Source organism: Candidatus Flexicrinis affinis (assembly GCA_016716525.1).
Classification (GTDB): Bacteria; Chloroflexota; Anaerolineae; order Aggregatilineales; family Phototrophicaceae; genus Flexicrinis; species Flexicrinis affinis.
This window is the reverse complement of the sequence record JADJWE010000002.1, coordinates 17,409-41,131: the sequence shown is the minus strand read 5'-3', so window position 1 is coordinate 41,131 and position 23,723 is coordinate 17,409. Positions and strand designations below refer to the sequence as shown.

At 62.7% G+C, this 23,723-nt stretch carries 25 protein-coding genes, 1 tRNA gene and 1 other RNA gene; 11 read left to right on the top strand and 16 right to left on the bottom strand.

Going from position 1 to position 23,723, the window contains the following annotated elements; all coding sequences use genetic code 11:
* Nucleotides 1-26: 26 nt before the first annotated feature.
* Nucleotides 27-605, bottom strand: coding sequence for an aminoacyl-tRNA hydrolase (locus tag IPM16_09330; protein ID MBK9123307.1), 579 nt, complete (start codon nt 603-605; stop codon nt 27-29).
* A gap of 183 nt (nt 606-788) precedes the next feature.
* Here IPM16_09330 and IPM16_09325 point away from each other — a divergent pair, with 183 nt between their 5' ends.
* The gene (locus IPM16_09325) at nt 789-1,727 is read left to right on the top strand and encodes a branched-chain amino acid transaminase (GenBank protein ID MBK9123306.1); all 939 of its coding nucleotides are present in this window, start codon (nt 789-791) and stop codon (nt 1,725-1,727) included.
* Between the two features lie 84 nt (nt 1,728-1,811).
* A complete protein-coding gene (locus IPM16_09320) occupies nt 1,812-2,513 on the top strand; it encodes an ABC transporter ATP-binding protein (protein MBK9123305.1) in 702 nt (233 codons plus the stop codon).
* On the opposite strand, the gene IPM16_09315 is transcribed toward IPM16_09320, so the two are convergent.
* The 14 genes from IPM16_09315 to IPM16_09250 all read right to left on the bottom strand — a co-directional run bounded on the left by IPM16_09315 (nt 2,510) and on the right by IPM16_09250 (nt 15,694).
* Nucleotides 2,510-3,070 carry a hypothetical protein gene (locus IPM16_09315; GenBank protein MBK9123304.1) on the bottom strand — a complete coding sequence of 187 codons (561 nt, stop codon included), beginning with the start codon at nt 3,068-3,070 and terminating at the stop codon, nt 2,510-2,512. The genes IPM16_09320 and IPM16_09315 overlap by 4 nt on opposite strands.
* A gap of 6 nt (nt 3,071-3,076) precedes the next feature.
* Nucleotides 3,077-4,108 carry an NAD-dependent epimerase/dehydratase family protein gene (locus IPM16_09310; protein MBK9123303.1) on the bottom strand — a complete coding sequence of 344 codons (1,032 nt, stop codon included), beginning with the start codon at nt 4,106-4,108 and terminating at the stop codon, nt 3,077-3,079.
* Between the two features lie 3 nt (nt 4,109-4,111).
* Nucleotides 4,112-4,567, bottom strand: coding sequence for a MaoC family dehydratase N-terminal domain-containing protein (locus tag IPM16_09305; GenBank protein ID MBK9123302.1), 456 nt, complete (start codon nt 4,565-4,567; stop codon nt 4,112-4,114).
* 43 nt (nt 4,568-4,610) lie between these two features.
* Nucleotides 4,611-4,708: signal recognition particle sRNA small type (gene ffs, locus IPM16_09300), an RNA gene on the bottom strand.
* 103 nt (nt 4,709-4,811) lie between these two features.
* Nucleotides 4,812-5,132 carry a heavy metal-binding domain-containing protein gene (locus IPM16_09295; GenBank protein MBK9123301.1) on the bottom strand — a complete coding sequence of 107 codons (321 nt, stop codon included), beginning with the start codon at nt 5,130-5,132 and terminating at the stop codon, nt 4,812-4,814.
* Nucleotides 5,133-5,232: 100 nt separating this feature from the next.
* Complete coding sequence (gene gatB / locus IPM16_09290; protein MBK9123300.1) at nt 5,233-6,687, bottom strand: Asp-tRNA(Asn)/Glu-tRNA(Gln) amidotransferase subunit GatB; 1,455 nt, start codon at nt 6,685-6,687, stop codon at nt 5,233-5,235.
* Nucleotides 6,688-6,751: 64 nt separating this feature from the next.
* On the bottom strand, nt 6,752-7,741 hold the full coding sequence (locus IPM16_09285; GenBank protein MBK9123299.1) for a lamin tail domain-containing protein: 990 nt from the start codon (nt 7,739-7,741) through the stop codon (nt 6,752-6,754).
* An 87-nt stretch (nt 7,742-7,828) separates the two neighbouring features.
* Nucleotides 7,829-9,064, bottom strand: a complete 1,236-nt coding sequence (gene ftsZ / locus IPM16_09280) for a cell division protein FtsZ (GenBank protein ID MBK9123298.1) — start codon at nt 9,062-9,064, stop codon at nt 7,829-7,831.
* A gap of 344 nt (nt 9,065-9,408) precedes the next feature.
* On the bottom strand, nt 9,409-9,906 hold the full coding sequence (locus IPM16_09275; GenBank protein MBK9123297.1) for a DinB family protein: 498 nt from the start codon (nt 9,904-9,906) through the stop codon (nt 9,409-9,411).
* Nucleotides 9,907-9,983: 77 nt separating this feature from the next.
* Nucleotides 9,984-11,225 carry a cell division protein FtsA gene (gene ftsA / locus IPM16_09270; GenBank protein ID MBK9123296.1) on the bottom strand — a complete coding sequence of 414 codons (1,242 nt, stop codon included), beginning with the start codon at nt 11,223-11,225 and terminating at the stop codon, nt 9,984-9,986.
* 135 nt (nt 11,226-11,360) lie between these two features.
* On the bottom strand, nt 11,361-12,170 hold the full coding sequence (locus tag IPM16_09265; GenBank protein ID MBK9123295.1) for an FtsQ-type POTRA domain-containing protein: 810 nt from the start codon (nt 12,168-12,170) through the stop codon (nt 11,361-11,363).
* A gap of 9 nt (nt 12,171-12,179) precedes the next feature.
* Nucleotides 12,180-14,285 carry a tetratricopeptide repeat protein gene (locus IPM16_09260; protein ID MBK9123294.1) on the bottom strand — a complete coding sequence of 702 codons (2,106 nt, stop codon included), beginning with the start codon at nt 14,283-14,285 and terminating at the stop codon, nt 12,180-12,182.
* A gap of 39 nt (nt 14,286-14,324) precedes the next feature.
* The gene (locus IPM16_09255; GenBank protein MBK9123293.1) at nt 14,325-15,497 is read right to left on the bottom strand and encodes a glycosyltransferase; all 1,173 of its coding nucleotides are present in this window, start codon (nt 15,495-15,497) and stop codon (nt 14,325-14,327) included.
* A complete protein-coding gene (locus tag IPM16_09250) occupies nt 15,497-15,694 on the bottom strand; it encodes a DUF951 domain-containing protein (GenBank protein ID MBK9123292.1) in 198 nt (65 codons plus the stop codon). The genes IPM16_09255 and IPM16_09250 overlap by 1 nt, the downstream gene beginning before the upstream one ends.
* An 83-nt stretch (nt 15,695-15,777) precedes the next feature.
* On the opposite strand from IPM16_09250, the gene IPM16_09245 reads away from it, so the two are divergent.
* Both IPM16_09245 and IPM16_09240 read left to right on the top strand, forming a co-directional pair.
* A complete protein-coding gene (locus tag IPM16_09245; protein MBK9123291.1) occupies nt 15,778-16,449 on the top strand; it encodes a site-2 protease family protein in 672 nt (223 codons plus the stop codon).
* 14 nt (nt 16,450-16,463) lie between these two features.
* Nucleotides 16,464-16,985 carry an HD domain-containing protein gene (locus IPM16_09240; protein MBK9123290.1) on the top strand — a complete coding sequence of 174 codons (522 nt, stop codon included), beginning with the start codon at nt 16,464-16,466 and terminating at the stop codon, nt 16,983-16,985.
* A 115-nt stretch (nt 16,986-17,100) separates the two neighbouring features.
* Here the strand turns inward: IPM16_09240 and IPM16_09235 are convergent.
* Nucleotides 17,101-17,174: transfer RNA gene (locus IPM16_09235), tRNA-Val, on the bottom strand.
* Nucleotides 17,175-17,585: 411 nt separating this feature from the next.
* On the opposite strand from IPM16_09235, the gene IPM16_09230 reads away from it, so the two are divergent.
* From IPM16_09230 to IPM16_09200, 7 genes are all read left to right on the top strand, one after another.
* A complete protein-coding gene (locus IPM16_09230) occupies nt 17,586-17,753 on the top strand; it encodes a hypothetical protein (GenBank protein MBK9123289.1) in 168 nt (55 codons plus the stop codon).
* A gap of 132 nt (nt 17,754-17,885) precedes the next feature.
* Nucleotides 17,886-18,551 (top strand): helix-turn-helix transcriptional regulator, encoded by a 666-nt coding sequence (locus IPM16_09225; protein ID MBK9123288.1) that lies wholly within the window; start codon nt 17,886-17,888, stop codon nt 18,549-18,551.
* Nucleotides 18,552-18,588: 37 nt separating this feature from the next.
* On the top strand, nt 18,589-19,416 hold the full coding sequence (locus IPM16_09220; protein ID MBK9123287.1) for a phosphodiester glycosidase family protein: 828 nt from the start codon (nt 18,589-18,591) through the stop codon (nt 19,414-19,416).
* Nucleotides 19,417-19,497: 81 nt separating this feature from the next.
* Nucleotides 19,498-20,460 carry a ribosome small subunit-dependent GTPase A gene (gene rsgA / locus IPM16_09215; GenBank protein ID MBK9123286.1) on the top strand — a complete coding sequence of 321 codons (963 nt, stop codon included), beginning with the start codon at nt 19,498-19,500 and terminating at the stop codon, nt 20,458-20,460.
* 8 nt (nt 20,461-20,468) lie between these two features.
* Nucleotides 20,469-21,401 (top strand): 16S rRNA (cytosine(1402)-N(4))-methyltransferase RsmH, encoded by a 933-nt coding sequence (gene rsmH, locus IPM16_09210; protein MBK9123285.1) that lies wholly within the window; start codon nt 20,469-20,471, stop codon nt 21,399-21,401.
* Nucleotides 21,402-21,404: 3 nt separating this feature from the next.
* Nucleotides 21,405-21,878, top strand: a complete 474-nt coding sequence (locus tag IPM16_09205) for a hypothetical protein (protein ID MBK9123284.1) — start codon at nt 21,405-21,407, stop codon at nt 21,876-21,878.
* The gene (locus tag IPM16_09200) at nt 21,879-23,645 is read left to right on the top strand and encodes a penicillin-binding protein 2 (GenBank protein ID MBK9123283.1); all 1,767 of its coding nucleotides are present in this window, start codon (nt 21,879-21,881) and stop codon (nt 23,643-23,645) included.
* Nucleotides 23,646-23,723: the final 78 nt, after the last annotated feature.

Genomic DNA, 23,723 nt, shown 5'->3' with positions numbered 1-23,723 from the left:
GCGCAGAAATCCGCGAAGCGAGTCGTCTACGCCACGACGCCGTTGTGGCGGGTCATCGCCAGTTCGAGGCCGTCAGTCAGCCACGTCTCGACCGCGTCGGCCGCGCGCTCGATCATAATCTGCGCACTGATGGCGTCGTCGCCCATGAACGGCCGCAGCACATACGCCGCCGGATCCATCTGGCCGGGCGGGCGGCCGATCCCGCAGCGTGCCCGGGCGAACTCGCGCGTGCCGAGGTGCTGGATGATGCTGCGCACCCCGCGCTGCCCGCCGTCGCCGCCGCCGTTGCGCAGGCGCAGCGTCCCCAGCGGCAGGTCGAGGTCGTCGGCCGCGACGATCAGCTTGTCGACGTCGATCTTGTAGAAGTCGATCAGGCCGCGCACGGCCACGCCGCTCTCGTTCATGTACGTCAGCGGCTTGGCGAGCAGCACGCGCCGCCCAGCGATCAGCCCGTCGGCCACGCTGGCGCGCTTCTCGGTACGCGAAAACGTCAGACCGTGGCGCTTCGCCAACGTCTCGACGACCTTGTACCCCATGTTGTGGCGGGTGTTCTCGTACTGCGGACCGGGGTTGCCCAGCCCTGCGATCAGCCAGCGCTCGCTCATGCGTATCCCTCGACAGAATACCCAAAGGATACCACGGCGGCACCCTCGGTCAGCCCCCAATTCGCGGCCGGATGCGCTGTGAATTGGTCGGCTTGCGCGGCGTAATCTGGACGTTGACCCGCCCGACGCCCGCGCCCTACAATGAGGCGCAGGTGGCGTCGGTCATGGGTGGAGGTCGGGGACATGTCGCAGTTTGCGTATTTCAAGGGGCGTATCGTCCCGGCGGATCAGGCGACGATCAGCGTCAAGAATCACGCGTTCAATTATGGCACGGCGGTCTTTGGCGGCCTGCGCGCGTACTGGAACGCCGACGACGAGCAGCTCTACATCTTCCGCCCGCTCGACCATTTCCGGCGTCTGATTCAGTCGGCGTCGCTGCTGCGCATGGCCGTCCCCAACACGCCGGAAGGCCTTGAGCAGATTCTGATCGACCTGCTGCGCGCCGAGAACTACCGTGAGAACGTCTACGTCCGCCCGCTGGTGTACAAGGATTTGGACGGGATCGGCGTGCGCTTGCACGACGTGCCCGACGCCGTCACGATGTGGACGCTGCCTTTCGGCAAGTACATCGAGAAGGAAGACGGCGCGCATGTGCACTTTTCGGCGTGGCGGCGCGTCGACGATAACGCCATCCCCGCCCGTGGCAAGGTCAGCGGTAGCTACGCCAATTCGGCGCTGATCAAGTCGGATGCGGTGCTTTCGGGGTATGATGAGGCGTTGGTGCTCAATCAGGACGGGCACGTCAGCGAGGCCAGCGCGGCCAACATCTTCATGGTGCGCAACGGCACCGTGTTCACGCCGCCGGTGCAGAGCAACGTGCTCGAAGGCATCACCCGGCGCTCGCTGATGCAGCTTCTGCGCGACGAAATGGGCGTGGACGTCGTAGAACGAGATATCGACCGCACGGAGATCTATCTGGCCGACGAAGTGTTCTTGTGCGGCACGGGCGTGCAGATCGCCGCGGTAACGCGCGTCGAACATCGCGCCATCGGCACGGGCCGGATGGGTGAGATCACGCGCGAACTGCGCGATCTGTTCGGGAACGTCGTGATGGCGCGGGTCGAGAAGTATCGCGAGTGGTGCACGCCGGTCTACGCGACCGAGCCGATCAGCGAGAGCTAACCCGGTCCGGGGCCGGAATTCGGGTTGAACAGCAGAACCGTGAGCCGTGCGCTGTGTATGGGTCGCGCCCGTTGAAGGAGTGGCATGTCACAGGAAGCCGTAATTCGAGTCGAAGCCGTCACAAAGCAGCTTCCGCTGGGTAAGGTGATGATCGATGCCCTGCGCGGGGTCGACATGACCGTCTACAAAGGCGAGATGGTCGGGCTTGTTGGTCCGTCTGGCAGCGGCAAATCGACGCTGCTGGGCATTCTCGGCGGGCTGGACTCGCCGACCGCGGGCCGTGTCGAAATCGCCGGAATCGACACGACTCGCTTGGGCGAAGGGCGGATGACGGAAGTCCGCAACGAGAACATCGGCTTCATCTTCCAGTTCTTCAACCTGATTCCCACGTTGACGGCGCTCGAAAACGTGATGCTGCCGATCCAGTTTGCGCGCAAGCGGCAGTTCAACCCCGCCAAGCGCGCCCGCGAACTGCTCAAGCTATTGGGTCTGGGCGATCGCATGCATCATCGCCCTTCGGAGCTGTCCGGCGGTCAGCAGCAGCGCGTCGCGATTGCCCGCGCATTGGCGAACAACCCGCCGCTGATCCTCGCCGACGAGCCGACCGGCAACCTCGACACCGAGTCGGGCAAGCTGGTGCTGGACACGCTGCGTCAAATCCGTGAAGAAAGTGGGACGACCGTGCTGCTTGTCACGCATGACCCCGACATCGCCGCTGGCATGGATCGCATTCTGACGTTGGTGGATGGGCGAATCGTCGAGCACAACCACGTGCCAGTCGCCTAACGGCCTAGCACCAGTGCGACTCCGGCAATCGCGAGTAGGGCAGGTGGGATGTACAGCGGCGCGCCGCGTGTGAGCGCGTAGTGCGCGATCGCTCCAACGCCGGCGACCACCAGCCCCAACGCAAACACGGTTGAGAAACCGCCGTTGGCAAGCCCGATCCCCATTGCGATGAATGCTGAGTATGTCAGGTAGATGTAGAACGTGAATCCACGCTCTTTGACGGCTGTCGCTGCCGCGTGTGCGTCGGGGATCACTATGCGCCGGCGTGCAAGCTGAAGCCACTGACTGAAGCCGAGGATCGCCAGCAGGGCGCTTGCCGCCGCCGGCCACTGCAACGCTGCGAAGCGCGTATCGAGCACCGCGATCAGCGCCACCAGCGTGACTCCAAACGCCACGATCATCACGCTGACGCCGAATTGCACCGAGTCGCGCCGCCAGTCCGCCTCGATCCGAGCCAACTCTTCCTTGAGCGGAGCGCGGCGCTCTGCCAACTGACGATACGTGTACGCAAGCAACCCGACCGCGCCGGCAATCAACACAAGCCCGATTAACGTCATCGTCCGCTAAACCGTCTTGTGCGCATATTTCGCGCGGATGGTCGGGACGAGGTATTCGTTGAACGCGCGGTCGGCGTCGAATTCCGGCTTCCAGCCCCAGTCGCGCCGGGCGGCGCTGTCGTCCAGATCGGCCGGCCAGCTGTCGACGATGTTCTGGCGGCCGGGCGTCTCCGCAAACGTGATGTCGGCATGCGGGAATGCCGTGCGCACGCGTTCGGCGACCTGTTCGGCGCTCATACTGAACGCGGTCAGGTTGTAGACAGAACGGGTCAGGGTTTCGGGCGGGACTTGCGCCAACTCGATCAGAGCGCGTATAGCGTCAGGCATCGCCATGAATGGCATGGTCGTATCGGGGCGCACGAAGCATGCGTATGGCTTGCCGTCCGCGGCGCTGTGCAGCATCTCCGGCGCGAAGTCGGACGTGCCGCCGGCTGGCATCGTCGTCGCGCTGATCAGGCCGGGGAAGCGCACGCTGCGGAAATCGACACGGTTGATGGCGGCGTTGGCGGCCAACTGCCGGTAGTGGTGGGTGTAGTAGCGCCCGAGGTGCTCGCAGTACAGCTTGTTGCACCCGTACATCGTCGTCGGGTTGAGATACTCGTCTTCGCGAACCGGCGGCACGCTGGCCTTGGTCGCAAGGTCGGGCATCCCATAAACGGCGACCGATGACGGAAAGATGAACCGAACGGGCGCGCCGCGCCATTCGGCTTCTTCCATCGCAAGCTGCAGCAGATTGAGCGTACCGCGCACGTTGACGCGATGCGCCGAGTCCGGGCGAAATTCGCTGTGGGTGCTGAGCAGTGCGGCGAGGTGGTAGATCGTCTCGATGTCGTATTCGCTCGACAGGTTTTCGAGCAGGTCTTGGTCGAGGATATCGCCGACGATGGCCTGATCGACCAGCGGCAGCATTTCGGTGTCGAGGTTGCGTAGGTCGAGGACGACGATATCGGGCGGGTTGGGTTGGGCGCGCAGCTGCCGGATCAGGCCGTGGCCGACCTCGCCGTTGGCGCCCGTAATCAGCGTAATACGCCGGCGCATCGGCTACTCCGCGGCAGGTTTGCTGGCGACCAGCACCGTCCACGAACCGCTCTGGACGGACTTGCCATTCTGGTTGACGATCTTGACGTCCAGTGTCACCATTCCGCCGCCGAGCCGTGGCGCTTCCTGCTTTTCTTTCACCGTGAGCTGCACATGCAGGGTGTCGCCGATCAGCACCGGCAGGCTGAACTTCATCTCAAGGCTGCGGAAGGCGAGGATGGTCTTTTCCATGAAGCCGAGCTGATACGCTTGGCCGACGGCGTAGCTGAGCGACAGCATGCCGTGGGCGATGCGTTGGCCCATCATGTGGGTCTTCATGTACTCGGCGTCGAAGTGCATCGGGTTGAAGTCGCCGGTGAGCGCGCCGAACTGGACGATATCCGTCTCGGTGATCGTGCGCCCACGCGTGACCATCGTCACGCCCACTTCGTAGTCTTCAAAGTAGAGGCCGGTCTGCATCAAGTCCCCCTGTTCAAAACAGCGAGGGTTGCCCGCAACGTACTGAAACCCGGTTTACCTGCGGCACCCAGTAAGCAACTTAGTGCTGCTACCTTCCGGTCCTGACACGGTTCGAAGCGTCCTGCCGCGCAAGGCCGGGTTCCAGTGTGTTGAGGGCAACCCTTCACACAAGTCTGTTCTAACGCCGCATACGGCGCGGCTGTAGTTAACCTCAGTGTATCAGAGGCGCCGCGCTGCTTCAAGGCTACTCAAGCACCACCGCGGTGCCGCTGGCATTCACCATCAGCATCGAGCCGCCTTGACCGACCGTTTCGTAATCGAGGTCAACGCCCAGCACGGCGTTTGCGCCCAGCGCCGAAGCACGATCCATCATCTCCTGTAAGGCGGCATTGCGCGCCTCGTTGAGCGTGGTCTCGTAGGCCTTGCTGCGCCCGCCGAAGATGTCGCTCAGGCCCGCCATGAAGTCTTTGAATACGTTCGCGCCGAGGATCGTCTCGCCGGTGACGATTCCGAGATAACGGGTGATGGCGTAGCCCTCGACGGTGTTAGTCGTCGTCACGATCATCTTGCTGCCGGCCATTTCAATTCTCCGTGAGTGAAAGTCAGACATCTTATATACGCGGCAAGCCCCTGAGATGTCGCGCCCCAACGTGTGGGGGTACGGGCTATATTCGCCGTGCTTCCAGCGCCTCGGCCAGAAGGTCGGTGACGACCTGCGGGTTGCCCTTGCCTTTAAGCGCCGCCATGCACTGACCCATGAGCGCCTTGATCAGCTTGTCCTTGCCTGCCAGATACCCGGAAACCATGTCCGGGTTGGCGTTCAATACCGACTCGATCGTGTCGCGCAGCACGCCTGTATCACTGACCTGTTCGAGGCCAAGCTCGTTGACCAGCGCGGACGGCGCGTGGCCGGTCTCCCACATATGCGAGAGCAGCGTATTGGCGGTGTTGTTGTTGATCGTACCGGCCTGCACGAGCGCAATCAGTTCGGCCAGCATGACCGGCGTGATCTTGATGTGGCCGATTTCGTCGTAGCCGACGTTCGACTCGTTCATCGTGCGGAACAGCCCGCCGAGCATCCAGTTGACAGCTTGCTTGGCCGGCGCGCTGGCGGCGATCATCGCCTCGAAGAAGTCGGCAATAGCGCGGTCTTCGACCAGTCGCCGTGCCTCGTACTCGGTGATGCCGTGGTCGACGGTGTAGCGCGCGACTTTGGCGTCTGGCAGTTCGGGCAAGTGCGCACGCACTTCTTCGACCCACGCGCGGCTGGCCTCGATCACGGGGATGTCTGGTTCGGGGAAGTAACGGTATTCGTCGGCACGCTCCTTGTAGCGCTGTACGACGATCTTGCCAGCGGCCTCGTCCCAGCCCAACGTCGCAGGGGTGACGGTGCCGCCCGTTTCGTACTGACGAATCTGCCACGCGGCTTCTGCATCGATGGCGCGTACCATGCTGCGGATGCTGTTCAGGTTCTTGATCTCGCGCCGGGTGCGATACTCGGTGTCGTCCTTGTGCAATACGCTGACGTTGGCCTCGAAGCGCAGCACGCCCTTCGACATGTCGCCGTGGTTGACGCCGAGGTACTGCAGCAGCGCCCGAAGCTTGCGCGAATAGGCTTCGGCCTCGCCGCTGCTGAAGATGTCCGGCTCGGACACGATTTCGAGCAGCGGCACGCCGGCGCGGTTGTAGTCCACAAGGCTCGACCCGTCGCCCTCATGGGTGAGCTTTCCGGTGTCCTCTTCGAGGTGCGCGCGACGGACACGGATACGTTTGGTCTCGCCGTCCAGTGCGATGTCAACGTAGCCATTGATGGCGAGCGGACGGTCGTACTGGCTGATCTGGAAGCCCTTCGGCAGGTCAGGGTAGAAGTAGCTCTTGCGCGCGAACTGATTGACCGGCGGAATCTCGCAGTTGAGCGCAAGTCCGACCATCATCGCGTACTCGACCGCCTGCATGTTGACGACCGGCAGCGTTCCCGGCAGTCCGAGCGACAGCGGATCAACGGCGCTGTTTGGCGCGGCCTCTACGCTGTCCACCACCGGGCACGGGCTGAACATCTTGCTCGCGGTCAGCAGTTCGGCATGCACTTCCAAGCCGACGATTGTTTTCCAATCCGACATTCGGGAATCCTGTTCATCAAAAGGCGCGGCTCATCACCGCGCCATTATACCGCGCTTGCCGTGCCTAGTCCCCGCTGATGCGCAGGGTGGCCTGTACAGCGCCGGTCGCGTCCTCGAGCGTGATCACGTCGCCGGGGTCGCCCCAGACAGGACGCGTGAGGCCCCAGTAGCGGCGCAGCGGCGTATTCTCGCCGACCTGCGTCCAAACTTCGAGCAGGCCGTCGTTGAACAGACGCGTCTCGGGGAAAGTGTACACGTTGCCGTCGAGGTCGCTGAGTGTCCAGCCCGTCAGGTTGACGGTTGCGCCACGGTTGATGATGACCAGATGCTCGCTGGTGATGTCGCCGGCGCCCAAGACCTCATCGACCTCGACCTGCGCGTTCTCGGCGGTGGGTGCCAGCGTGACGGTCGGCGTGAGCGTCGGTTCCGGCGTGACACCGGGCGCGAGTGTTGCTGTCGCCTCAGTTGAATCGTCGTTGCCGCCGGGAATCGGCGTCGTGCCAAGCAGCGCACAACCCTCAAGCGGCACGACGAGCGTCTGCCCGATCTGCAGGAAGCGCGCGTCGTCTTCGGTCAAGCCGTTCACCTCGAGGATCGCGAAGACGTCCGTGTCGTAGATTTCAGCGAGGCGGCCCGGGCTTTCGCCGTCTGCCAGCACGTGCAGTATGCATCCCGGCGGCAGCGCGCTGATCGTGGCTTGTGCGTTCGGGTCGCCGGCAAGGGCTGGATCGATCGTCGGCACGCTAGTGGGGGCCGTTTGTGCAGACTCGGTTGATCCGGGCGCAGCGGCGACCGTGGTGTTCTGCGGGTCGAGCACCCCGGTCGGAATTGCGGCGATGGTTCCCGGCTCTGGGGTAGCCGTAATTACCCGCACGATGGGCGTGGTGTTCGGGTCCGGCGTGGCCGTAATGATGAGCAGCACTGTGGCAAAGCGTTCCGGTGATGTGCTGGTCTCGGTCGGCGCTGGCCCCAACATACTCACGACCGCAAACGCGACCCCGGCCGTGATCAGGACATTCAGCACTACGAAGATGAAGAAGCCGCGGGCGCGCATGGGTTACCCTCCAGTGCGGTGACTGAAGCGGGGCGCATCAAATCGTGTTCGATGCGCCCCGCTTGATGTCTCGAACAAGCCGGTCGATTAGTCGTTGTTGTTGCGCTTGCGGCGCAAGAACGCCGGAATCTCGGTGCTTTCGGGATCGCGCGAGCTGTCCAACGGCTGAAGCGGACGCTGCGGGGGCTGCGGCGCCGGGGAGGGGGCCGGAGTCTGCTGGCGCGGGGCCTGTGGCTGAACCGGGACCGACTGCTGCGGCCGCGGGGCCTGATAATTCTGCTGCGGTGGCGCGTAGTTGGCCGCGGGCTGCTGGCGCGACGGCTGGAAGCTGGTGGAAGCGGCGTCTCCAGCACGGCGGGTCGAACGCGCCTGCTCGAAGCCGGTCGCGATAACCGTGATCCGCACCTCGTCGCCCAAGTTCTCGTCGATTCGGGCGCCGAAGATGAGGTGGACATCCGGGTGTGCGCTCTCGCGGACGATTGCCGCGGCTTCGTTGACCTCGGTCAGGCTAAGGCTCGGGCCGCCGGTGATGTTGAACAGGATGCCGCGTGCGCCGTCGATCGTGACGTCGAGTAGGCCGTTGTGGATCGCTTGCCGCGCCGCATTCATGGCGCGATCGTCGCCCGCGCCGTGGCCGACAGCCATCAACGCTGCGCCGCCTTCGCTCATGATCGTACGGACATCGGCGAAGTCGAGGTTGATCAGCGATGGGACAGTGATCAGTTCGGAAATGCCCTGAATGCCCTGCCGCAGCACGTCGTCGGCGAGGCTGAACGCCTGCTGGAGCGTCGCGTTCTTGTGGGCGATGCTGAGCAGACGGTCGTTCGGGATGACGATCAGCGTGTCGACCTTGCCCTTGAGCGATTCAATGCCCTGTTCGGCAAAGTCGGTGCGGCGCTTGCCCTCGAAGGTGAACGGGCGGGTGACGACGCCGATGGTCAGCGCTCCAAGCTCTTTGGCGATCCCGGCGACGACCGGGGCCGCGCCGGTACCGGTGCCGCCGCCCATACCAGCGGCAATGAACACCATGTCGGCACCGCGCAAGACCTCGTAAAGCTCTTCCTGGCTCTCTTCGGCGGCTTTCTGCCCAATTTCCGGCATGCCGCCTGCACCCAGTCCGCGGGTGGTCTTGTCGCCAATCCGAACGCGAGTATTCGCCTTGCTGTTATTCAACGCCTGGTTGTCGGTATTGATCGTAATAAACTCTACGCCGGCAAGGCCTTCCAAAATCATTCGGTTGACAGCGTTACCACCGCCGCCGCCGATGCCGACAACCTTAATTTGGGCGAACCCCTCACGCATCGTATCGGAGTAATCCATCATGTCCCGCCCCCTTCGGGTAATTCAGGTTTGTGGGTGGTGATGCAAACGTTCTGCGCCAACTGCCATTGCACCGCCGGGTTGCTGGTTTACCCACATAAACCCATACGTTGTGTGGCAGATCATTTGCCTATAGTAGATCGAATCCACCACTTCGGCAAGTGATTCGAACCTCAATTTTTCTCGTTGCGGCGCGATCAATCACAAACTTGTAACTGAGACAGGCACACAGGTACTAGTACTTATCCCACATTCGAGACGCATAGCGTCCATTCTGCAAGATAAGCTGTGGGCTGTCGGACTTGGTACCTACAGCCCATTCACAGCCATTTGGCGCGTGGCACGCATCAATCCGTCAGCTCGGGATGGTCCATGAACAGGTAGTCCTGCATGAATGTAGGTGCGCCGAGGCGGTGAAGCATGAACAGCGCCTGTGCGCGGTGATCCGTACTGTGGTTGAACACCTGCATCATCGCTTCCCACACCGCGAAGGGCTTCGAGTCGGGCTTCCAGAACTCTGGCTTAACCTCTCGCGTCAGGTCTGCGTCGGTCAGGGACTCCGTAAACGCCGTAATTGCCCCATGGGCTTGCGCCACGAGCTCGCCAAGCCGCGGAATCGAAGGCGGTGCTTCCTCGCCAAAGAAGTCGAGTTCGCCGGTCGCCAGGAAGTGGAACCACCAGTATTCGACGCCGGCGAGGTGATAGATTTGGGCGCGTACCGGGCCGACGGAATATCCGAAATCGTGATCGAGCTGTTCGTCGGTGAGGTGGCTGGCGCAGCGCATGATCTCGGTATCTGCCCAGCGGGTATATCGTGCCAGTTTCCTGAAGTGTGCCGAATTCATGCCTATCCTCCGCTACCGGGACGAGAACCAGACTCTTGCTTGTGTCTTCGACGAGCCCATGGATGCGGAGGGCGAGGCTATTCTTCCGCGTCCGGCAGCAGGCGCTTGAGCAGCCCGCGCACCCGTTCGCCCCACTTGCCATTGGGTGCTGGCGTAGGCGCCGACGTCGCGGCAGCCTGCACGGCGTCAAGCTGGAGGCCCAGCCGCAGTAAGCCGATACTTGTCGAGTAGGCTGGCGCTTTGAGCATGTCGCCGAGGCCGGTCAAGCGCTCGGGCCGCGCCAGTCGAATCGGGATGCCGAGCATCTGCTTGGCCAGCTCCTCGATGCCGGGTAGCTGCGACGTTCCTCCGGTAAGCACCGCGCCCGCGCGCAGCAGGCCGTCATAGCCACTGCGCTTGATCTCGTCGCGGCACTTCTCGAAGATTTCCTCGGTGCGCGCCTCGATAACCTCGGCTAATTCGCGCCGCTTCGTCTCGATCGGCAATCCCTCGCCAAACGGCTCGACGAGGAACGTCTCAAGCTCGCTCACACGTTTCGGCACGCAGTGGCCGCGCTGCAGTTTGACCAGTTCGGCCAGCTCGGTCGAGACCTGAAGCCAATGGCTGATGTCGCTCGAGATCAGGTCCCCTGCGATACCGACGACGGCCGTGTGCCACACCGCGCCCTCAATGAAGATGGCAAGGTCGGTCGTTCCGGCGCCGAGGTCGATCAGCACCACGCCTGCCTCGCGTTCCTCGTCGGTGAGCACTGCATCGCCCGATGCCAGTGGGCTAACGATGAACCGGTCGACCAGAACGCCGGCGCCTTCCACGGCCTGTTCGATGTTGTTGACGCTCGGTGTCGCCGCTGTGACGATGTTCGCCTCGACTTCGAGCCTGAAGCCGAACATGCCAACCGGTTGGCGCACGCGCGACTGCCCGTCAAGCACATAGTGACGCGGGACGACGTGTAGAATCTCGCGGCTGTGCGGTATTGCGATGGCGCGTGCGTTCTCCATGGCGCGCTCGACGTCGTCAGGGGTGACCCCGCGCGGGCCGCTGATGCCGACCGCGCCGCGGCTGTTGTCGCTGTGGACGTGTGCGCCGCTGATACTGACGAACGCGCGCTTGATCACGTAGCCCGAGGTCTGTTCTGCCTTATACACCGAGCCAGAAATCGACTTGGTGAGCGCCTCAAGGTCGGTGACGAGGCCGGCCTTCATGCCGCGCGTACCTTCGACGCCCGCGCCGATCACAAACACCGAATCCGGCCTGACCTGTGCGACGACAGTACAGACTTTGTGCGTACCGACGTCGATTCCGATGACAAGATTGTCCATAAATGCGCGATCAGTGCTGATAAACCCGGTATGCCGGGCGTGTTCGGTCGCTGGTTACGAACATCGCAAATAGCGCCTGCCCGGCAGGGCAAGGCATGTCGATGTCATTCGCATTATATCGCATACATCTGCGCGCTAGCATCCAGAGCAGTACGGCCGATCGGGATTGGCGACGTTCACCACACTGGGCGTGATGCCGCGAGCCAGCAGCGTGTCGACAAGCTGGTTGTAGACGAGAATCTTGACCGGCATGTCGAGGCCGGAGCCGAACCACGCTTCCCAGCCGCGGTCATCGCGGAAGCCCAGCCCGAGGAACGGGTCGTAGCGCAGCCTGCGCTCGGTGGGCACCAAGTCCTTGAGCTGGCGCGCGCCGTCGACGACATCCTGCGGGATGCTGTCGTTAATGCTGATCGGTTCTTCGATGCCGCGCGTATTGACACGCAGCAGGTCGGGGCGGTCTTCCGGCGGCGCGGTGAGCACCCGCCCATGGATATCGACCCATGCCTCAACGCCGTTCTGATTCCACACCAGCACCGGTTCGCGCTCCGTGATGCGGATGCGAATCATGTCGGGCGGCCATGTCAGCGTGACTACGGCGTCGGCGATGGTCGGGATTTCGAGCAGCGTTGCCTGGATCCGTGCCGGGTCGACCTGCAAGACGTGCTGCTCGGCGATCCCGGTGTAGCGAAAGATTTCCCGGGTGTCGAGATAGGTCGTACCACTGACCGAAATGCCACGCACGATAAACACGTCGGATCGCAGCATGACCAGCATCAACAGGATGAGCGTCACGATCATCAAGCCGCTGACGTAGCGCCAGTTGATTGCGTTGAGGCGGACGCCGTGTTGGACGCCTGACAATGGGCCGGAGTCGCTTTGGCGGACGACCACGGCGTTGCGTTCGCTGCGCATACGGCGGCTGGAGCGTTGGCGGGAAGCGGTCATACCGTCAGTCTACCCCGTCGACTGATCTGCAAGCCAGTGCGGGCTGTGTTCGCGGGCGGGGTGCCCGACCAAATGATACAGCTTGACCGCCTCGTCCCATTCGGCCTGCGCCTGAGCCATTTCGCCCACACTGCCGGACAGTTCGCTCGAGACGGCCAGAGCATCGGCCAGCACGCGCTTTTGGGCACTGGTTCGCATGTGTGCGACGGCAGGCGCCAGTTTTGCGCGCGCCGCGACCGGATCGCTTAGTCCTTCAGCGCGCGCCACCTCGATGGCCGCGCGCTGCTGCGCATCGAGGTCGCCGCTGTCCGCTGCTAGCTGCTTGGCGATTCGCGCGTGCTCGACCGCCTCGTCGCCGCGGTCCATGGCGACCAGAAAGGCGGCGTATTGGCCGTGCAGCACCGACATCCACCGCGGTGAGTCGACCGCCGCTCCGCGCTCCAGTCCTGTGCGGTGCAGCTGATCGGCGGCTTCGTTGTCACCCATCGCAGCCGCGGCCTGCGCGAGATTGCTGGTCTGAACGGCGACGGCCAGATCCATCTTGAGTCGTTCACTCAGCTCAAGTGCATAATTGATTGCGTTCTTTGCACGTTCGTAGCGGCCAGTCTGCAGCAGAAACCAGCCGAGATTGCCGCGGCGGGTCGCCTCGGCGCGTGTATCGCCGGTCTGCTGCGCGATCTTGATCGCCTCGGAGAAGAACGCTTCGGCCGTCTCGAGGTCACCACGGTCGACATACATGGTCGCCGCGTTGCTGAGGACGACTCCACGGGTTGCCGGGTCGTCGGCGCTGCTGAGCAGCATGAGCGCCTGCTCGTAGTCGCGGTAGGCGCGCGACGTATGCCCGAGCTGGACGCGCGCGCCTCCGATGTCGCACAACAAGCGCGCAGCCTGCGCGTGATGACTGTTGTCCTCATACAGCGCGACCGCCTGCGCCCAAGTCTTGATGGCGTCGGCTAAGTGGCCCGCACGCACATAGAGATGCCCGAGATCGCGCAGTGTACGCGCCTGCTCCACGGGAAGGTCGGCGTCGTCGGCATGCTTGGCCGCGTCCTCGAGCATTTGTACGGCCCGGTCGAATTGACCGGAGTCCGCGTACGCAGAAGCAAGTGCGCGGGAGATATCCTCGGAGGCGCCTTCGACCGCCGCCGCCTCGAGGTGTGCGACGGCTTCCGCGGACTGCCCGGACGCCTGCAGGATGATCCCAAGCGTGCCGCGAGCCGCTAGATCCTCCGGATTTGCCGCGCACGCGCGCTCGGCGTAGACGCGGGCATCCTCGAGTTTCTCCAAATACAGGCAGGCGGTCGCCACGTTCCTAAGCGCAAGCGCTTGATCGGGCGCGCCTTCGTCGATATATTGCAGCGCCTTTTCGTAATGATTGTAGCTGTCGGCATAGCGCCCGAGGTCGAGCGCCCGCTGGCCGAGCAGCATGTGCAGCCTGCGCAGGTCGCGGCGCGACTCGATTTGCTCGGCAAGGCGCAGCCCGCGCGACAGCAGTTGATCGGCTTCCTGAATGTCTCCCGACGTGATGAGCGCACGGGCGAGGTCGGTGATGAAGTAGGCGCTCAGCTCGAGGTCGCCGCTGGCATTGAGCCGGGGCAGGGCTTCGCGCAGGAGATGGGCCGCATAGCTAGCATTTCCCTCGCTCAGGTACATGCTGCCGAGGTAGCCCATAGCCCGGCCCTCGGCGCCCGGCGAGCGCGCCTTCTGCGCGATCGACTGTGCCTCCTCGAAGGCTGCCCGCGCACCTTCGTCATCGCCACGGGCGAGGTTGATTACCCCTTGAGCGACCCGCGCGTACGCCCGGGGCGCGCTCGCAACCGTGGGTTCGAGCGTGTTGCCCACGAGATTGACCAGGGATTGCGCTTCGGCCAAATCGCCGAGACGTATGTAGATGTCGGCACGGTGGAGGCGGATCACGCTCATGCCCTGCGTATCGCGGAGCTGCTCTGCACTGTGCGCAGCCTTCTCGAAGAAGGCCAAAGCCTCGTCAAAACGCTCGGCTCGCTTTGCGGCACGCGCGGCTTCCATCACCGTCTTGAATTCGACGACTTCGGGCCGGTTAACCGACGAGACGTCAACCCCGACCCACTTGGCGATGCGCTCGACGAGATTCATGGGCGATCCAGTTGTGGTTACTGCGAGCAGTGTAACATATCACGGTCGTGCGCGGGCGACCGACGGCACTCGGGGCCGGTTGGCTGCGGCCCAGACCTCGTCGGCGATCTCCCATACCGCGTCCGGATGTGCGATGCGCCGAACGCTCTCGGCGCGCTTAGCGAGTGCGGCGGAACCTCCGGCAATCCAGGCTTCAACCATCTCGGCCACTTTGGCTGGACCGGGCGCAAACGCCCCGGCGTCGTTGTCGACCACCAGCCGGACGTTGCCGTCCTCCTGACCCGGGATTGCGCCACTCAGGATCAGCGGCAGACCGGCGATCGCCGCTTCCGTGATGGTTGACGGACCGGCTTTGGTCACGAGGATGTCTGACGCGGCCATGAACTGCGGCATGTTGGTGACGAATCCGTATGTGGACACGTTGGTCGCACCCCACTGCTCCACGGCGGCGTCGATCTTCTCCTTGAGCGCCTTGTTGCGCCCGCACACTACGACGTAATGCACGTTTGGGAGACGCTTGTCGAGCAGGGCGACCACCGTCTCAAGGAGTGGGCCCATGCCGTCGCCGCCGGCCACCAACATAACGATCGTCCGGCCATTTGGCAGCCCCAGCGCTGCGCGTGCGGTCGGCTTGTCGGTCAGCCGGCGGGTGAAATTCGGATGAACCGGCAGGCCGGTTACCCGGATCTTCTGCGGTTTGAGCCCGCATTGTAGGCCGCGCTGGCGCGCCTCCTCGGTCGGGACGAGGCAAAGGTCGACCCGCCGGTCGTACCAGAAGTAAGGCGTGGTCACCAGATCGGTGACGACTGTCACCCACGGCGGGCGCGTCGGGAACGAGTTGTAGGCGCTGAATGCGGGCTGACCCACGACGCTGTGGACGCAGCACACCGCATCGGCCGGATACTCGCGCACGATTGCGCGCAGGTTCGCGCGGTTGAATTGGTACGTGAAGCGGCTCGCTAGGCGGGCGCGCTTGGGCGAATCGCCGAGCTTGTACGCGACCGACCACGCGAACGAGCTGTTGTTGACGATCCATGGATAGAACTCAGGCATCTTGTTGGCCGGGAAGCTCATGCGCTTGTAGACGTCGACCAGCTCGGCGCGAATGCTGTCTGGCCCTTGGCGTTCGAGGATCGCGTCGCGGATGGCCTCGGCAGCGGCGCGATGCCCGCCGCCCGTGTCCGACATAAGGAAGACGATGCGCTTGGGCATCACGAACTCCGTTCGTTGTGGGGGAGGACGCGCTTCACCTGCTTATTGAACTGACTGTGGGGAATCTGTATGGTGCGCCCGCATCCGGCGCAGCGCAGGCCGATATCTGCGCCGACGCGCACCACGATCCAGCGATCGCTGCCGCACGGATGCGCCTTGCGCATGATCACCGCATCGTTGAGCTTGAGGTCAAACATAAGCGTTTGCCTAATGCGGTCTCCACCGCACCCTGTATCACGTTTATACTGAACACGGATCGTTCTGAACAGGGATACCTCACGTGCTTTTCTTCCTGAGCAATATCAGCAGCTTGCCCGGCGACGTGATCGTAACGCTTGTTGTGGGGCTATTGCTCGCGCTATTGATCGGCATGACGGTTCACGAATTCGCGCACAATTACGTGGGCGATCTGATGGGCGATCCCAACCCGCGCCGGTTGGGCAAGTTGACACTCAACCCGATGGCCCACATCTACTGGCCGGGCTTCCTGATGTTCGTCATTATCGGCTTCGGCATCCTTGGCACGGCGCCGATCGCCGCGCACCGCATGCGCAATTCGCGCTACGGCTATCTCGCCGCCGTTGCCGCCGGCCCGATCTCGAATCTAATGGTGGCGGTCGTTGCGGCAATCATCTTCCGCATTATCGTCGCCCTATTTGACGTCCAGTATCCCGGCATCGGGTTCTATCTACAAACGATTCTCGACCAGATCGTGCTGTGGAACCTGCTGCTGTTCGTGTTTAACTTCATGCCGTTCTTCCCATTGGATGGCTGGTTTGTCGTGCTCGCCTTGCTGCCTGCGCGCGAGGCGATCTGGTGGGAGCGCAACGCTCAGAACTCGCAGTTTGCGTTCATCATCCTACTGCTATTGGGGTTCATGACTCCGATCGATATTCTGGGTATGTTCATCGGCCAACCCGTCTACTTCTTGCGAGGCATACTGATCGGATGACGCCGTCAGGACGCATGCGACAGGGTGTTCGCGCGCTGCTGTCGCTGCGCGTAACCCCCGACCTTTCCGAGGCGGCGGCCTATCTCACCGTTCCACAGCTTGCGCTGTTTCGCCATATGTCGCATATCGAGCAGGTGCACGCGCTGAACGTCCTGCGGACCCTTCTTGCCAATCTCCCGCAGGACGGCGATCCGCGGGCATTGGACGACCTCGCCGTGGCGGCGCTGCTGCATGATGTCGGCAAGTCGCGTCATCCGGTGCGAATCTGGCAAAAGACCCTGCCTGTGCTCGTGGGCCGTGCCGCGCCCGGGCTGTATGACGAGCTGGTCGACAAGGACCCGCGGCATTGGCTGTGGCGCGCATTTGCGGTCAAGCGCCATCATCCGGCATGGGGCGCCGAAATGGCGCGTACCGCGCATGCACCGGAACGTGTCGTTTGGCTGATCGAGCATCATCAGGACGATGCGGCGCAGTGGGAGAATCATCCGCACGTGCCGCTGCTCCGCGCGCTTCAAGCCGCAGATGACGCGAATTGACTGAGAGGTAAAGCGCGCCGAGCGCAGTGAGACGGTCGGGATCGTCGCCTCGGAGCGAGAGCGTAAGTGGGGGAGAATCAACAGAGCCTGTCATCTCGACAGGCTCTGTGCGTTGTGGGCGATGAGGGGCTCGAACCCCCGACCTTACGGATGTGAACCGTACGCTCTGACCAACTGAGCTAATCGCCCTGCTGCCCCACAGTATAGCACTGCCTTTGAGGCACGATCAAGTGGAACTTTAGCGCATGGACAAGCCCCCATATTGTGGGTGTTGGAAAAATGTTGAATGTTCAAGAAAGTGCTTGACAGCCTTCACAAAACCGCATACACTGATTTCAAGCGTTCAAACTAAGTTGAATGCTTGAAATTGTAGGGATATGCCACTGGAGGCTTCAGATGTTCCTAGACCCCATCGGTCACATCGAACTGGTCCGCGCTGAAGCAATCCGCCGGGCAGAGAAGCAGCGCCTCGTCAAGCTGGTGAAGCTGGCGCGCCTTATCACCCGATCGGCCACCCGCGCCGCCTAAGGCAGGCGACGCTCCCGCAGTCCGCATTCATAGTCTAAACCAACGAACGACCAATCTGAGGGACACTACACCATGTTTAACCTGTCGATCCAGATTCAGAATCAACACCGGATCGCTGACCTGCGCCGGGAAGGCGATGCTCGCCGCCAGATGCGCGAGCTGCACGCCGAACTGCAAGGCGATCCGCAGGTCAAGCCGGAGCTGAACCGCGGCGAAAAGCGCGCCGCACGCAAGCCCTAGACACGCTATCTAGGTCCTCCCCATGTGCGCGCCACCTGTCCCCAGACTCCATGCAGGTGGCGCGCCAACGAGTATTCGGCGTATGATATAATTCATTCCATTCAAGAACTTTTAACAGCAGACAGAGTGCCAATGCTCGACCTCACGCAAGCCAAACCCTTTACGCCCGCGCCCGAACTGGTCATCTCCGACCTCGAAACCCTGAAAGTTCTGGCCGATCCCCTGCGACTGAGCATCCTCGAATACCTGATGCGCCCGAGCACGGTCAAGCGCATCGCCGAGAAGATCAACAAACCCGCGACCAAGCTGTACTACCACTTCAACCTGCTTGAGAAGCACGGGTTGATCGTACTGGTCGACACGCGCATCGTTTCGGGCATCATCGAAAAGCACTATCAGGCCGCAGCGCGCGTCTATCGCGTCGCCAAGAACTTGCTGGCGCCCGGCTCGGACGAGTTCGACGAAGGCCTTGAGCTAACGCTGACCGGCGTTTTCACGTCGACCAAGCAGGAAATCCTCGCCAATATCCATGACGCGACGATCGATATGACGGAAGAGGCTCCGTGGCATCGTCGCATGACCCTCAACAATTACCGCTTCGAGCTGACTCCAAAGCAGTACGAGAAGCTTCACAACGCCCTGAAGGGGCTCCTGAATGAATACAACGATCTCAGTCAGGACAATCAGGATCGCGGCACCCAAACGGCGTCGCTGAAGATGTTGATGGTGTCTTATCCGATCGTCACCGACGACGTGGACGGCGCCGCGGAGAACGAAGAACAGGACGAGCAGTCGTAAGTCGGTGACCCTCCCAAAATCAGACAATCGATCACGCGTGCGACGCCTGCGCCGGCCGTTCCGGACGGGCTTTGCAGTCTTGAAGGCGCTGCTATTGGTGGGCTGCAACCTGATTAGTCCGCCGGCGACATCGCCCGTGCTGCCGACTGTCGAGCCAACGCAAGCCCCCCTCCCGCCGGACGCGGGGTCCCCTGAGCCCGGTTGGGATTTGATCGCACCCGGCGCGGAACGACGGTTCGTTCAGCCGCCCAACCTCGGGCCGTTTGCGTCGGTCGTGATCCACCGATTCGACCCTGCACGAGTCCGCTTTCGCGCCCATTACAGCCCCTCGACCCCGCTGTGGATCGGCGACTGGCGCTCGCAGGTCCCGGGCGCGGTCGCGTTCATCAACGGCAACTTCTTCGACCCGTCCAGCAATCCGCTCGGCCTAGTCGTCTCGGACGGCACACCCTACGGTCAGAGCTACGTCGGCAGGGGAGGCATGTTCGCCACCGCCGGCGATCAGGTTTGGGTGCGGTCGCTTATCACCGATCCGTACGCGGGCGGTCTGCTCGACACGGCTGTGCAGGGGTTTCCGATGTTGATCACCGATGGCGTAGCTAACACCCGCAACGGAAGCGCTGACCGCGCAACGCGGCGTACAGTCGTAGCGCAGGACAATGCCGGGCGAATTCTGTGGATCTCCACCACGCTGATCGGCATGACCCTCAATGATATGGCGACGTTCCTCAGCGAGTCCGATTTGCAGATCGTCCATGCGCTCAACCTCGACGGCGGCGGATCGACGATGCTCGCGTCCCCGGGCTCGGACATCCCTTCGTTTGACGCTGTTCCCGTCATCCTTGCCGCCTATCCGGTCGAATAGCGACTGGTGTTCGCACACACGCGCGATTTCCCTCTATAATGAAGGTGCCAGTCTGAAAGGAACATGGAAGGAGAGGTGCGCTTGGGTGACGATGCATTGTCGGGCTTGATCGTCAAGGAGATTAGCGGATTTTATTGGGTTGAGGCCGGAGACGGCCATATATATCGGTGCCGACTGCGCGGCCGGCTTCTCGAAGCGGCGCAGTCGAGCGATGTCGCCGCCATTGGCGACCGCGTCCACTTCGACATCGTGCCGGACGAAACCGGCCGTATCGGGGCGATCTACGAGGTCGAACCGCGTCGCACGGTGCTAGGGCGGGCCGTCCGCACCGAGGGGAGCCGCGGCGCCGGCGACCCGGTACGCCAGCACGTGATTATTGCCAATCCGGATGCTGTATTTGTTGTGACCTCGGCGGTTAAGCCTGCGCCGGACTTCCCATTGATCGACCGCCTTCTGGCGATCGCCGATCATGCAGAGCTGCCGGAGGTCGTGCTGATCGTCAACAAGATGGACTTGGCCGACGAGGCCAAAGTGATCGCTCGCTTCTTACCGTATGAGAAGATGAACTACACCGTATGCTACACCAGTGCAGAAAAGCACCTCGGTATCGAGCGCGTGCGTGATTTGCTGCACGGCAAAGTATCGGTCTTTACCGGCGCGTCGGGTGTTGGCAAGACTAGCCTGCTGAACGCCATTCAGCCCGATCTCGGGCGCGCGGTGAAAGAGGTCAGCAACTGGCGCGACGAAGGCGTTCACACCACGCGCGACAGCGTGCTGGTGCGCCTTGAGCAGGGCGGATACATCGCCGACACGCCGGGCATCCGCAACGCCGCGCTCTATGACGTCGAACCCGAGGAACTTGACGGGTATTTCCGCGATATCGCGCCGTATGTCGGGCAGTGCCGCTTCAACGACTGCGTGCATCAGGACGAGCCGGGCTGTGCGGTGATCGAAGCGGTGCGCCGCCACGAGATCAGCAAGGCGCGCTGGCGCAGCTACTTGGCGCTGCGCGAGGAGCTCACGAAGGCTCTGGAAGCGTACTAGGGCGCAGTATGTCCGCCCATATCTCGGTTCTGCGCGATGAAGTTGTGTCGGCCGTAACGGCGGACCGACTCATGCCTGAACGTGTGATCGACGGGACGCTGGGCGCCGGTGGACACACCCTTGCACTCGTCGAACGCGGTGTGGGGCATGTCCTCGGCCTCGACGTTGACTTACAGGCGCTTGCGATTGCTCGCGAGCGCCTTTCCGGTTTCATCGACGCGGGGCGCGTCACTGTGCAGCATCGCAGCTACACCGCAATCGCTCAGGCGGCAGACGAGATCGGCTGGTCCGACGGGGTGGACGGGATCGTGCTCGACCTCGGCGTATCATCGATGCAGGTCGATACTGCCGAACGCGGATTTGCGTTCATGAAGGACGGCCCGCTCGATATGCGCTTCGATCCTGCCGGCGGCGGGATTACGGCGGCGGACATCGTAAACTCGTGGGACGAGCGCGATATCGCCGACGCGCTCTTTCGCTGGGGCGAGGAGCGTGAAGCACGCCGGATAGCGCGCGCCATTGCTGCGGGGCGGCCCTTCACCTCGACGCGCCAATTGGCCGAGGCTGTCAAGAAGGCGGTTCCGTTACGCGGCAAGCCCAGCCCGATCCATCCGGCGACGCGCACGTTTCAAGCACTGCGTATTGCGGTCAACGACGAGCTAGCGTCGGTTGAGCATGTGCTGCCGGTTGCGATACACTTATTGCGACCCGGCGGACGGCTCGCCATCATCAGCTTCCACAGTCTCGAAGACCGGATTGTCAAACATGCGTTTCGCGACGCCAGCCTAGAAATCGCGGCGCTGCCGGGGATGCAGTCAATGCCGACCAAGGCAGCGTTGGGGCGCGTGCTCACCCGCAAGCCGATCGATGCAAGCGCGCACGAGATCGAGCACAATCCGCGTAGCCGCAGCGCGAAACTTAGAGTATTCGAGAGGACATAACGCGTGCAGTCGTCGCGCAACTTCTTCGAACAGGCCATGCGCCAAACCGGATGGCGGCCACAGCGACAGGCCGTGGCGCTCGCGGTATTGGGTGCGTTTCTCGCGCTCATCATGGGCGGGTTGTACTTGTCACAGGTGGCGAGCGAGGCCGCACGCGGGCGTGAAATGCGCGAGCTGCTCACGCGCCGCGACGACCTTGAGCGCGTGAATGAAGAGCTGCGCGTCGAGATCGCCGAACTGCAGAGCCTCGAACGGCTGCGCCGCCGCGCCGGCGAGCTGGGGTTCGTCGCCGCAGGTCAAGACGACCAGATATTCATTGTGGTTAACGGTTACAATCCAAATCGGGGACAGACTGTCGCACCACTGCAAGAAGTCGAGGAACAGCTCCCTGTCTATGACGAGTCTTTCGGTGGTTGGTTGCAGCAGCAGCTGCGCAACCTGACTCAACAGTTCGAGCAATTTAGCGAGGACGATTAGATGGCTGCCCAATCTGAGACGGCATCGCTCCAGCAAGAGACCCTGCGTAGACGCCTTCCGGTCGTTGTGGCCGGCCTGATCTTCATCAGTATCGCGCTGGTTACGCGTATGGTGCTGTTCCAAGCCCCGCAGGACCCCCGCCTGACTGCGTATTTGCAGGCCGTCCGTGACGCGAACTACTCGAGCACGCAGCGCCAGACTTCGTCACGGGGCATCATCTACGATCGCACCGGTCAGAGGCTGGCGGTTAATGCGTTGCAGTATCGCGTAGGAATCAGTGCGAATATCGTTAGCGACCCGGACTTCATGGTACAGCAGTTGTCGACCATCTTGAACCTAGATCCGTTGCGAGTCAATGAGATCGTCCGAAGCCGCGTTCCATACGCGTTGTTGGCGACCAATGTCGACCCGCAGACTTACCAGCAGCTTGTTGCGCTCAACTCAAGTGCCATCGTCGCCGAACAGATCCCGAGAAGGTACTACCCGCAAGGCAGCCTCGCCGGCCAGCTCATCGGGTTCGTCGCCGGGGACGGCGACACCTTCCGCGGCTACAACGGGACGGAAGGTTACTATGAACGAGAGCTTGCGGGCCGGACCCGTCAGGCGGAAATCAGCGTCATACCCTTTGACGTGCCGAGCGATGACGCCCCCGAAAAAGGCGAAGACCTCGTGCTGACGATTGACCGTGACATTCAGTTCTTGGTCGAGTCGGCGCTCGCATCTGCCATCGAGACGTCCGGCGCGGTCGGCGGCAACATCATCGTGATGGACCCGATGACCGGCGACATTCTGGCAATGGCAAGCTGGCCTCCTCTCGACCCGAACAATATCCCGCTGAACGACGAGCGCCTCCTACGCAATCCGGCGATCAGCGATATCTACGAGCCGGGCTCTGTGATGAAAGTCATTACCATGGCGGCCGCGCTGCAAGCGGGAGTCATCACGCCGGACTGGGTGTACAACGACGAGGGGGTCTACCGCGTCGGCGGCGAGGAGATTCGAAACTGGGACGGACAGGCATACGGCATTGTCGACGCCGAAACGGTGATCGTCGAATCGCTCAATATCGGGGCGTCGAAGATTGCCGTGGAAGCGCTTGGCCGCAATGCCTTCTACAGCCACTTGACGGCCTTTGGCTTCGGATCGCGCACACGGGTCGACCTTGAAGGCGAACAGCTTGGCCGCCTGCGCATTCCGGGTGACGAAACGTGGTCGGAGTCCGACCTCGGGGTCAACGCCTTCGGGCAGGGCATGTCCGTGACGCCGCTGCAAATGTTGAACGCCATCAACGCAATCGCCAATGGCGGCCTACTCATGCAACCCCGAGTCGTCAAACAAGTCATTCGCGGGCAAGAGGTTACCACCATCGAGCCGGTCTTCATCCGCCGCGTCATCAATGAAGACGTCGCCCGGCAGGTCACCAACATGATGGTCGCTGCCGTCGAGCGCGGGCTGGACGGGCGTGCCTCGGTCGAAGGCTACACGGTCGCCGGTAAAACCGGCACGGCGGAGATTCCGTCGCCCGTCGGATACGTGACCGGTGCAACCATCGCGACGTTTGTCGGGTTCCTCCCGGCCGACGCTCCGCAGGTCAGCATTCTGGTAAAGCTCGACCGGCCCAAGACGGCGATCTTCGCCAGTCAGACCGCTGCACCGGTGTTTCAGGCGCTTGCCGAACAGCTCGTCACCTATCTCGAGATTCCCACCGACGAAGACCGCCGCTTCTTAGTGGCAGAAGGCGGCATAGTGGGCGCCCTGCGGCCATAGACACGCTTGCGATGACTCGGTCGGTTCGCTAGAGTCAGCCCTGATCACCCGCACCGTGGAGGCGCGTCGTGAAAGTAC

Excerpts from the sequence above, each read along its gene's own strand:
- IPM16_09230 (MBK9123289.1), top strand. The coding sequence starts at position 17,586 with ATGTTTAACCTGTCGATCCAGATTCAGAATCAACACCGGATCGCTGAC.
- IPM16_09255 (MBK9123293.1), bottom strand. The coding sequence starts at position 15,497 with ATGCCCAAGCGCATCGTCTTCCTTATGTCGGACACGGGCGGCGGGCAT.
- IPM16_09320 (MBK9123305.1), top strand. The coding sequence starts at position 1,812 with ATGTCACAGGAAGCCGTAATTCGAGTCGAAGCCGTCACAAAGCAGCTT.
- IPM16_09295 (MBK9123301.1), bottom strand. The coding sequence starts at position 5,132 with ATGATCGTGACGACGACTAACACCGTCGAGGGCTACGCCATCACCCGT.
- IPM16_09285 (MBK9123299.1), bottom strand. The coding sequence starts at position 7,741 with ATGCGCGCCCGCGGCTTCTTCATCTTCGTAGTGCTGAATGTCCTGATC.
- ftsA (MBK9123296.1), bottom strand. The coding sequence starts at position 11,225 with ATGGACAATCTTGTCATCGGAATCGACGTCGGTACGCACAAAGTCTGT.
- IPM16_09325 (MBK9123306.1), top strand. The coding sequence starts at position 789 with ATGTCGCAGTTTGCGTATTTCAAGGGGCGTATCGTCCCGGCGGATCAG.
- IPM16_09275 (MBK9123297.1), bottom strand. The coding sequence starts at position 9,906 with ATGAATTCGGCACACTTCAGGAAACTGGCACGATATACCCGCTGGGCA.
- IPM16_09240 (MBK9123290.1), top strand. The coding sequence starts at position 16,464 with ATGCGACAGGGTGTTCGCGCGCTGCTGTCGCTGCGCGTAACCCCCGAC.
- IPM16_09260 (MBK9123294.1), bottom strand. The coding sequence starts at position 14,285 with ATGAATCTCGTCGAGCGCATCGCCAAGTGGGTCGGGGTTGACGTCTCG.
- IPM16_09310 (MBK9123303.1), bottom strand. The coding sequence starts at position 4,108 with ATGCGCCGGCGTATTACGCTGATTACGGGCGCCAACGGCGAGGTCGGC.
- ftsZ (MBK9123298.1), bottom strand. The coding sequence starts at position 9,064 with ATGATGGATTACTCCGATACGATGCGTGAGGGGTTCGCCCAAATTAAG.
- IPM16_09315 (MBK9123304.1), bottom strand. The coding sequence starts at position 3,070 with ATGACGTTAATCGGGCTTGTGTTGATTGCCGGCGCGGTCGGGTTGCTT.
- IPM16_09225 (MBK9123288.1), top strand. The coding sequence starts at position 17,886 with ATGCTCGACCTCACGCAAGCCAAACCCTTTACGCCCGCGCCCGAACTG.
- IPM16_09330 (MBK9123307.1), bottom strand. The coding sequence starts at position 605 with ATGAGCGAGCGCTGGCTGATCGCAGGGCTGGGCAACCCCGGTCCGCAG.
- IPM16_09265 (MBK9123295.1), bottom strand. The coding sequence starts at position 12,170 with ATGACCGCTTCCCGCCAACGCTCCAGCCGCCGTATGCGCAGCGAACGC.
- rsmH (MBK9123285.1), top strand. The coding sequence starts at position 20,469 with ATGTCCGCCCATATCTCGGTTCTGCGCGATGAAGTTGTGTCGGCCGTA.
- IPM16_09305 (MBK9123302.1), bottom strand. The coding sequence starts at position 4,567 with ATGCAGACCGGCCTCTACTTTGAAGACTACGAAGTGGGCGTGACGATG.
- gatB (MBK9123300.1), bottom strand. The coding sequence starts at position 6,687 with ATGTCGGATTGGAAAACAATCGTCGGCTTGGAAGTGCATGCCGAACTG.
- IPM16_09200 (MBK9123283.1), top strand. The coding sequence starts at position 21,879 with ATGGCTGCCCAATCTGAGACGGCATCGCTCCAGCAAGAGACCCTGCGT.
- IPM16_09250 (MBK9123292.1), bottom strand. The coding sequence starts at position 15,694 with ATGTTTGACCTCAAGCTCAACGATGCGGTGATCATGCGCAAGGCGCAT.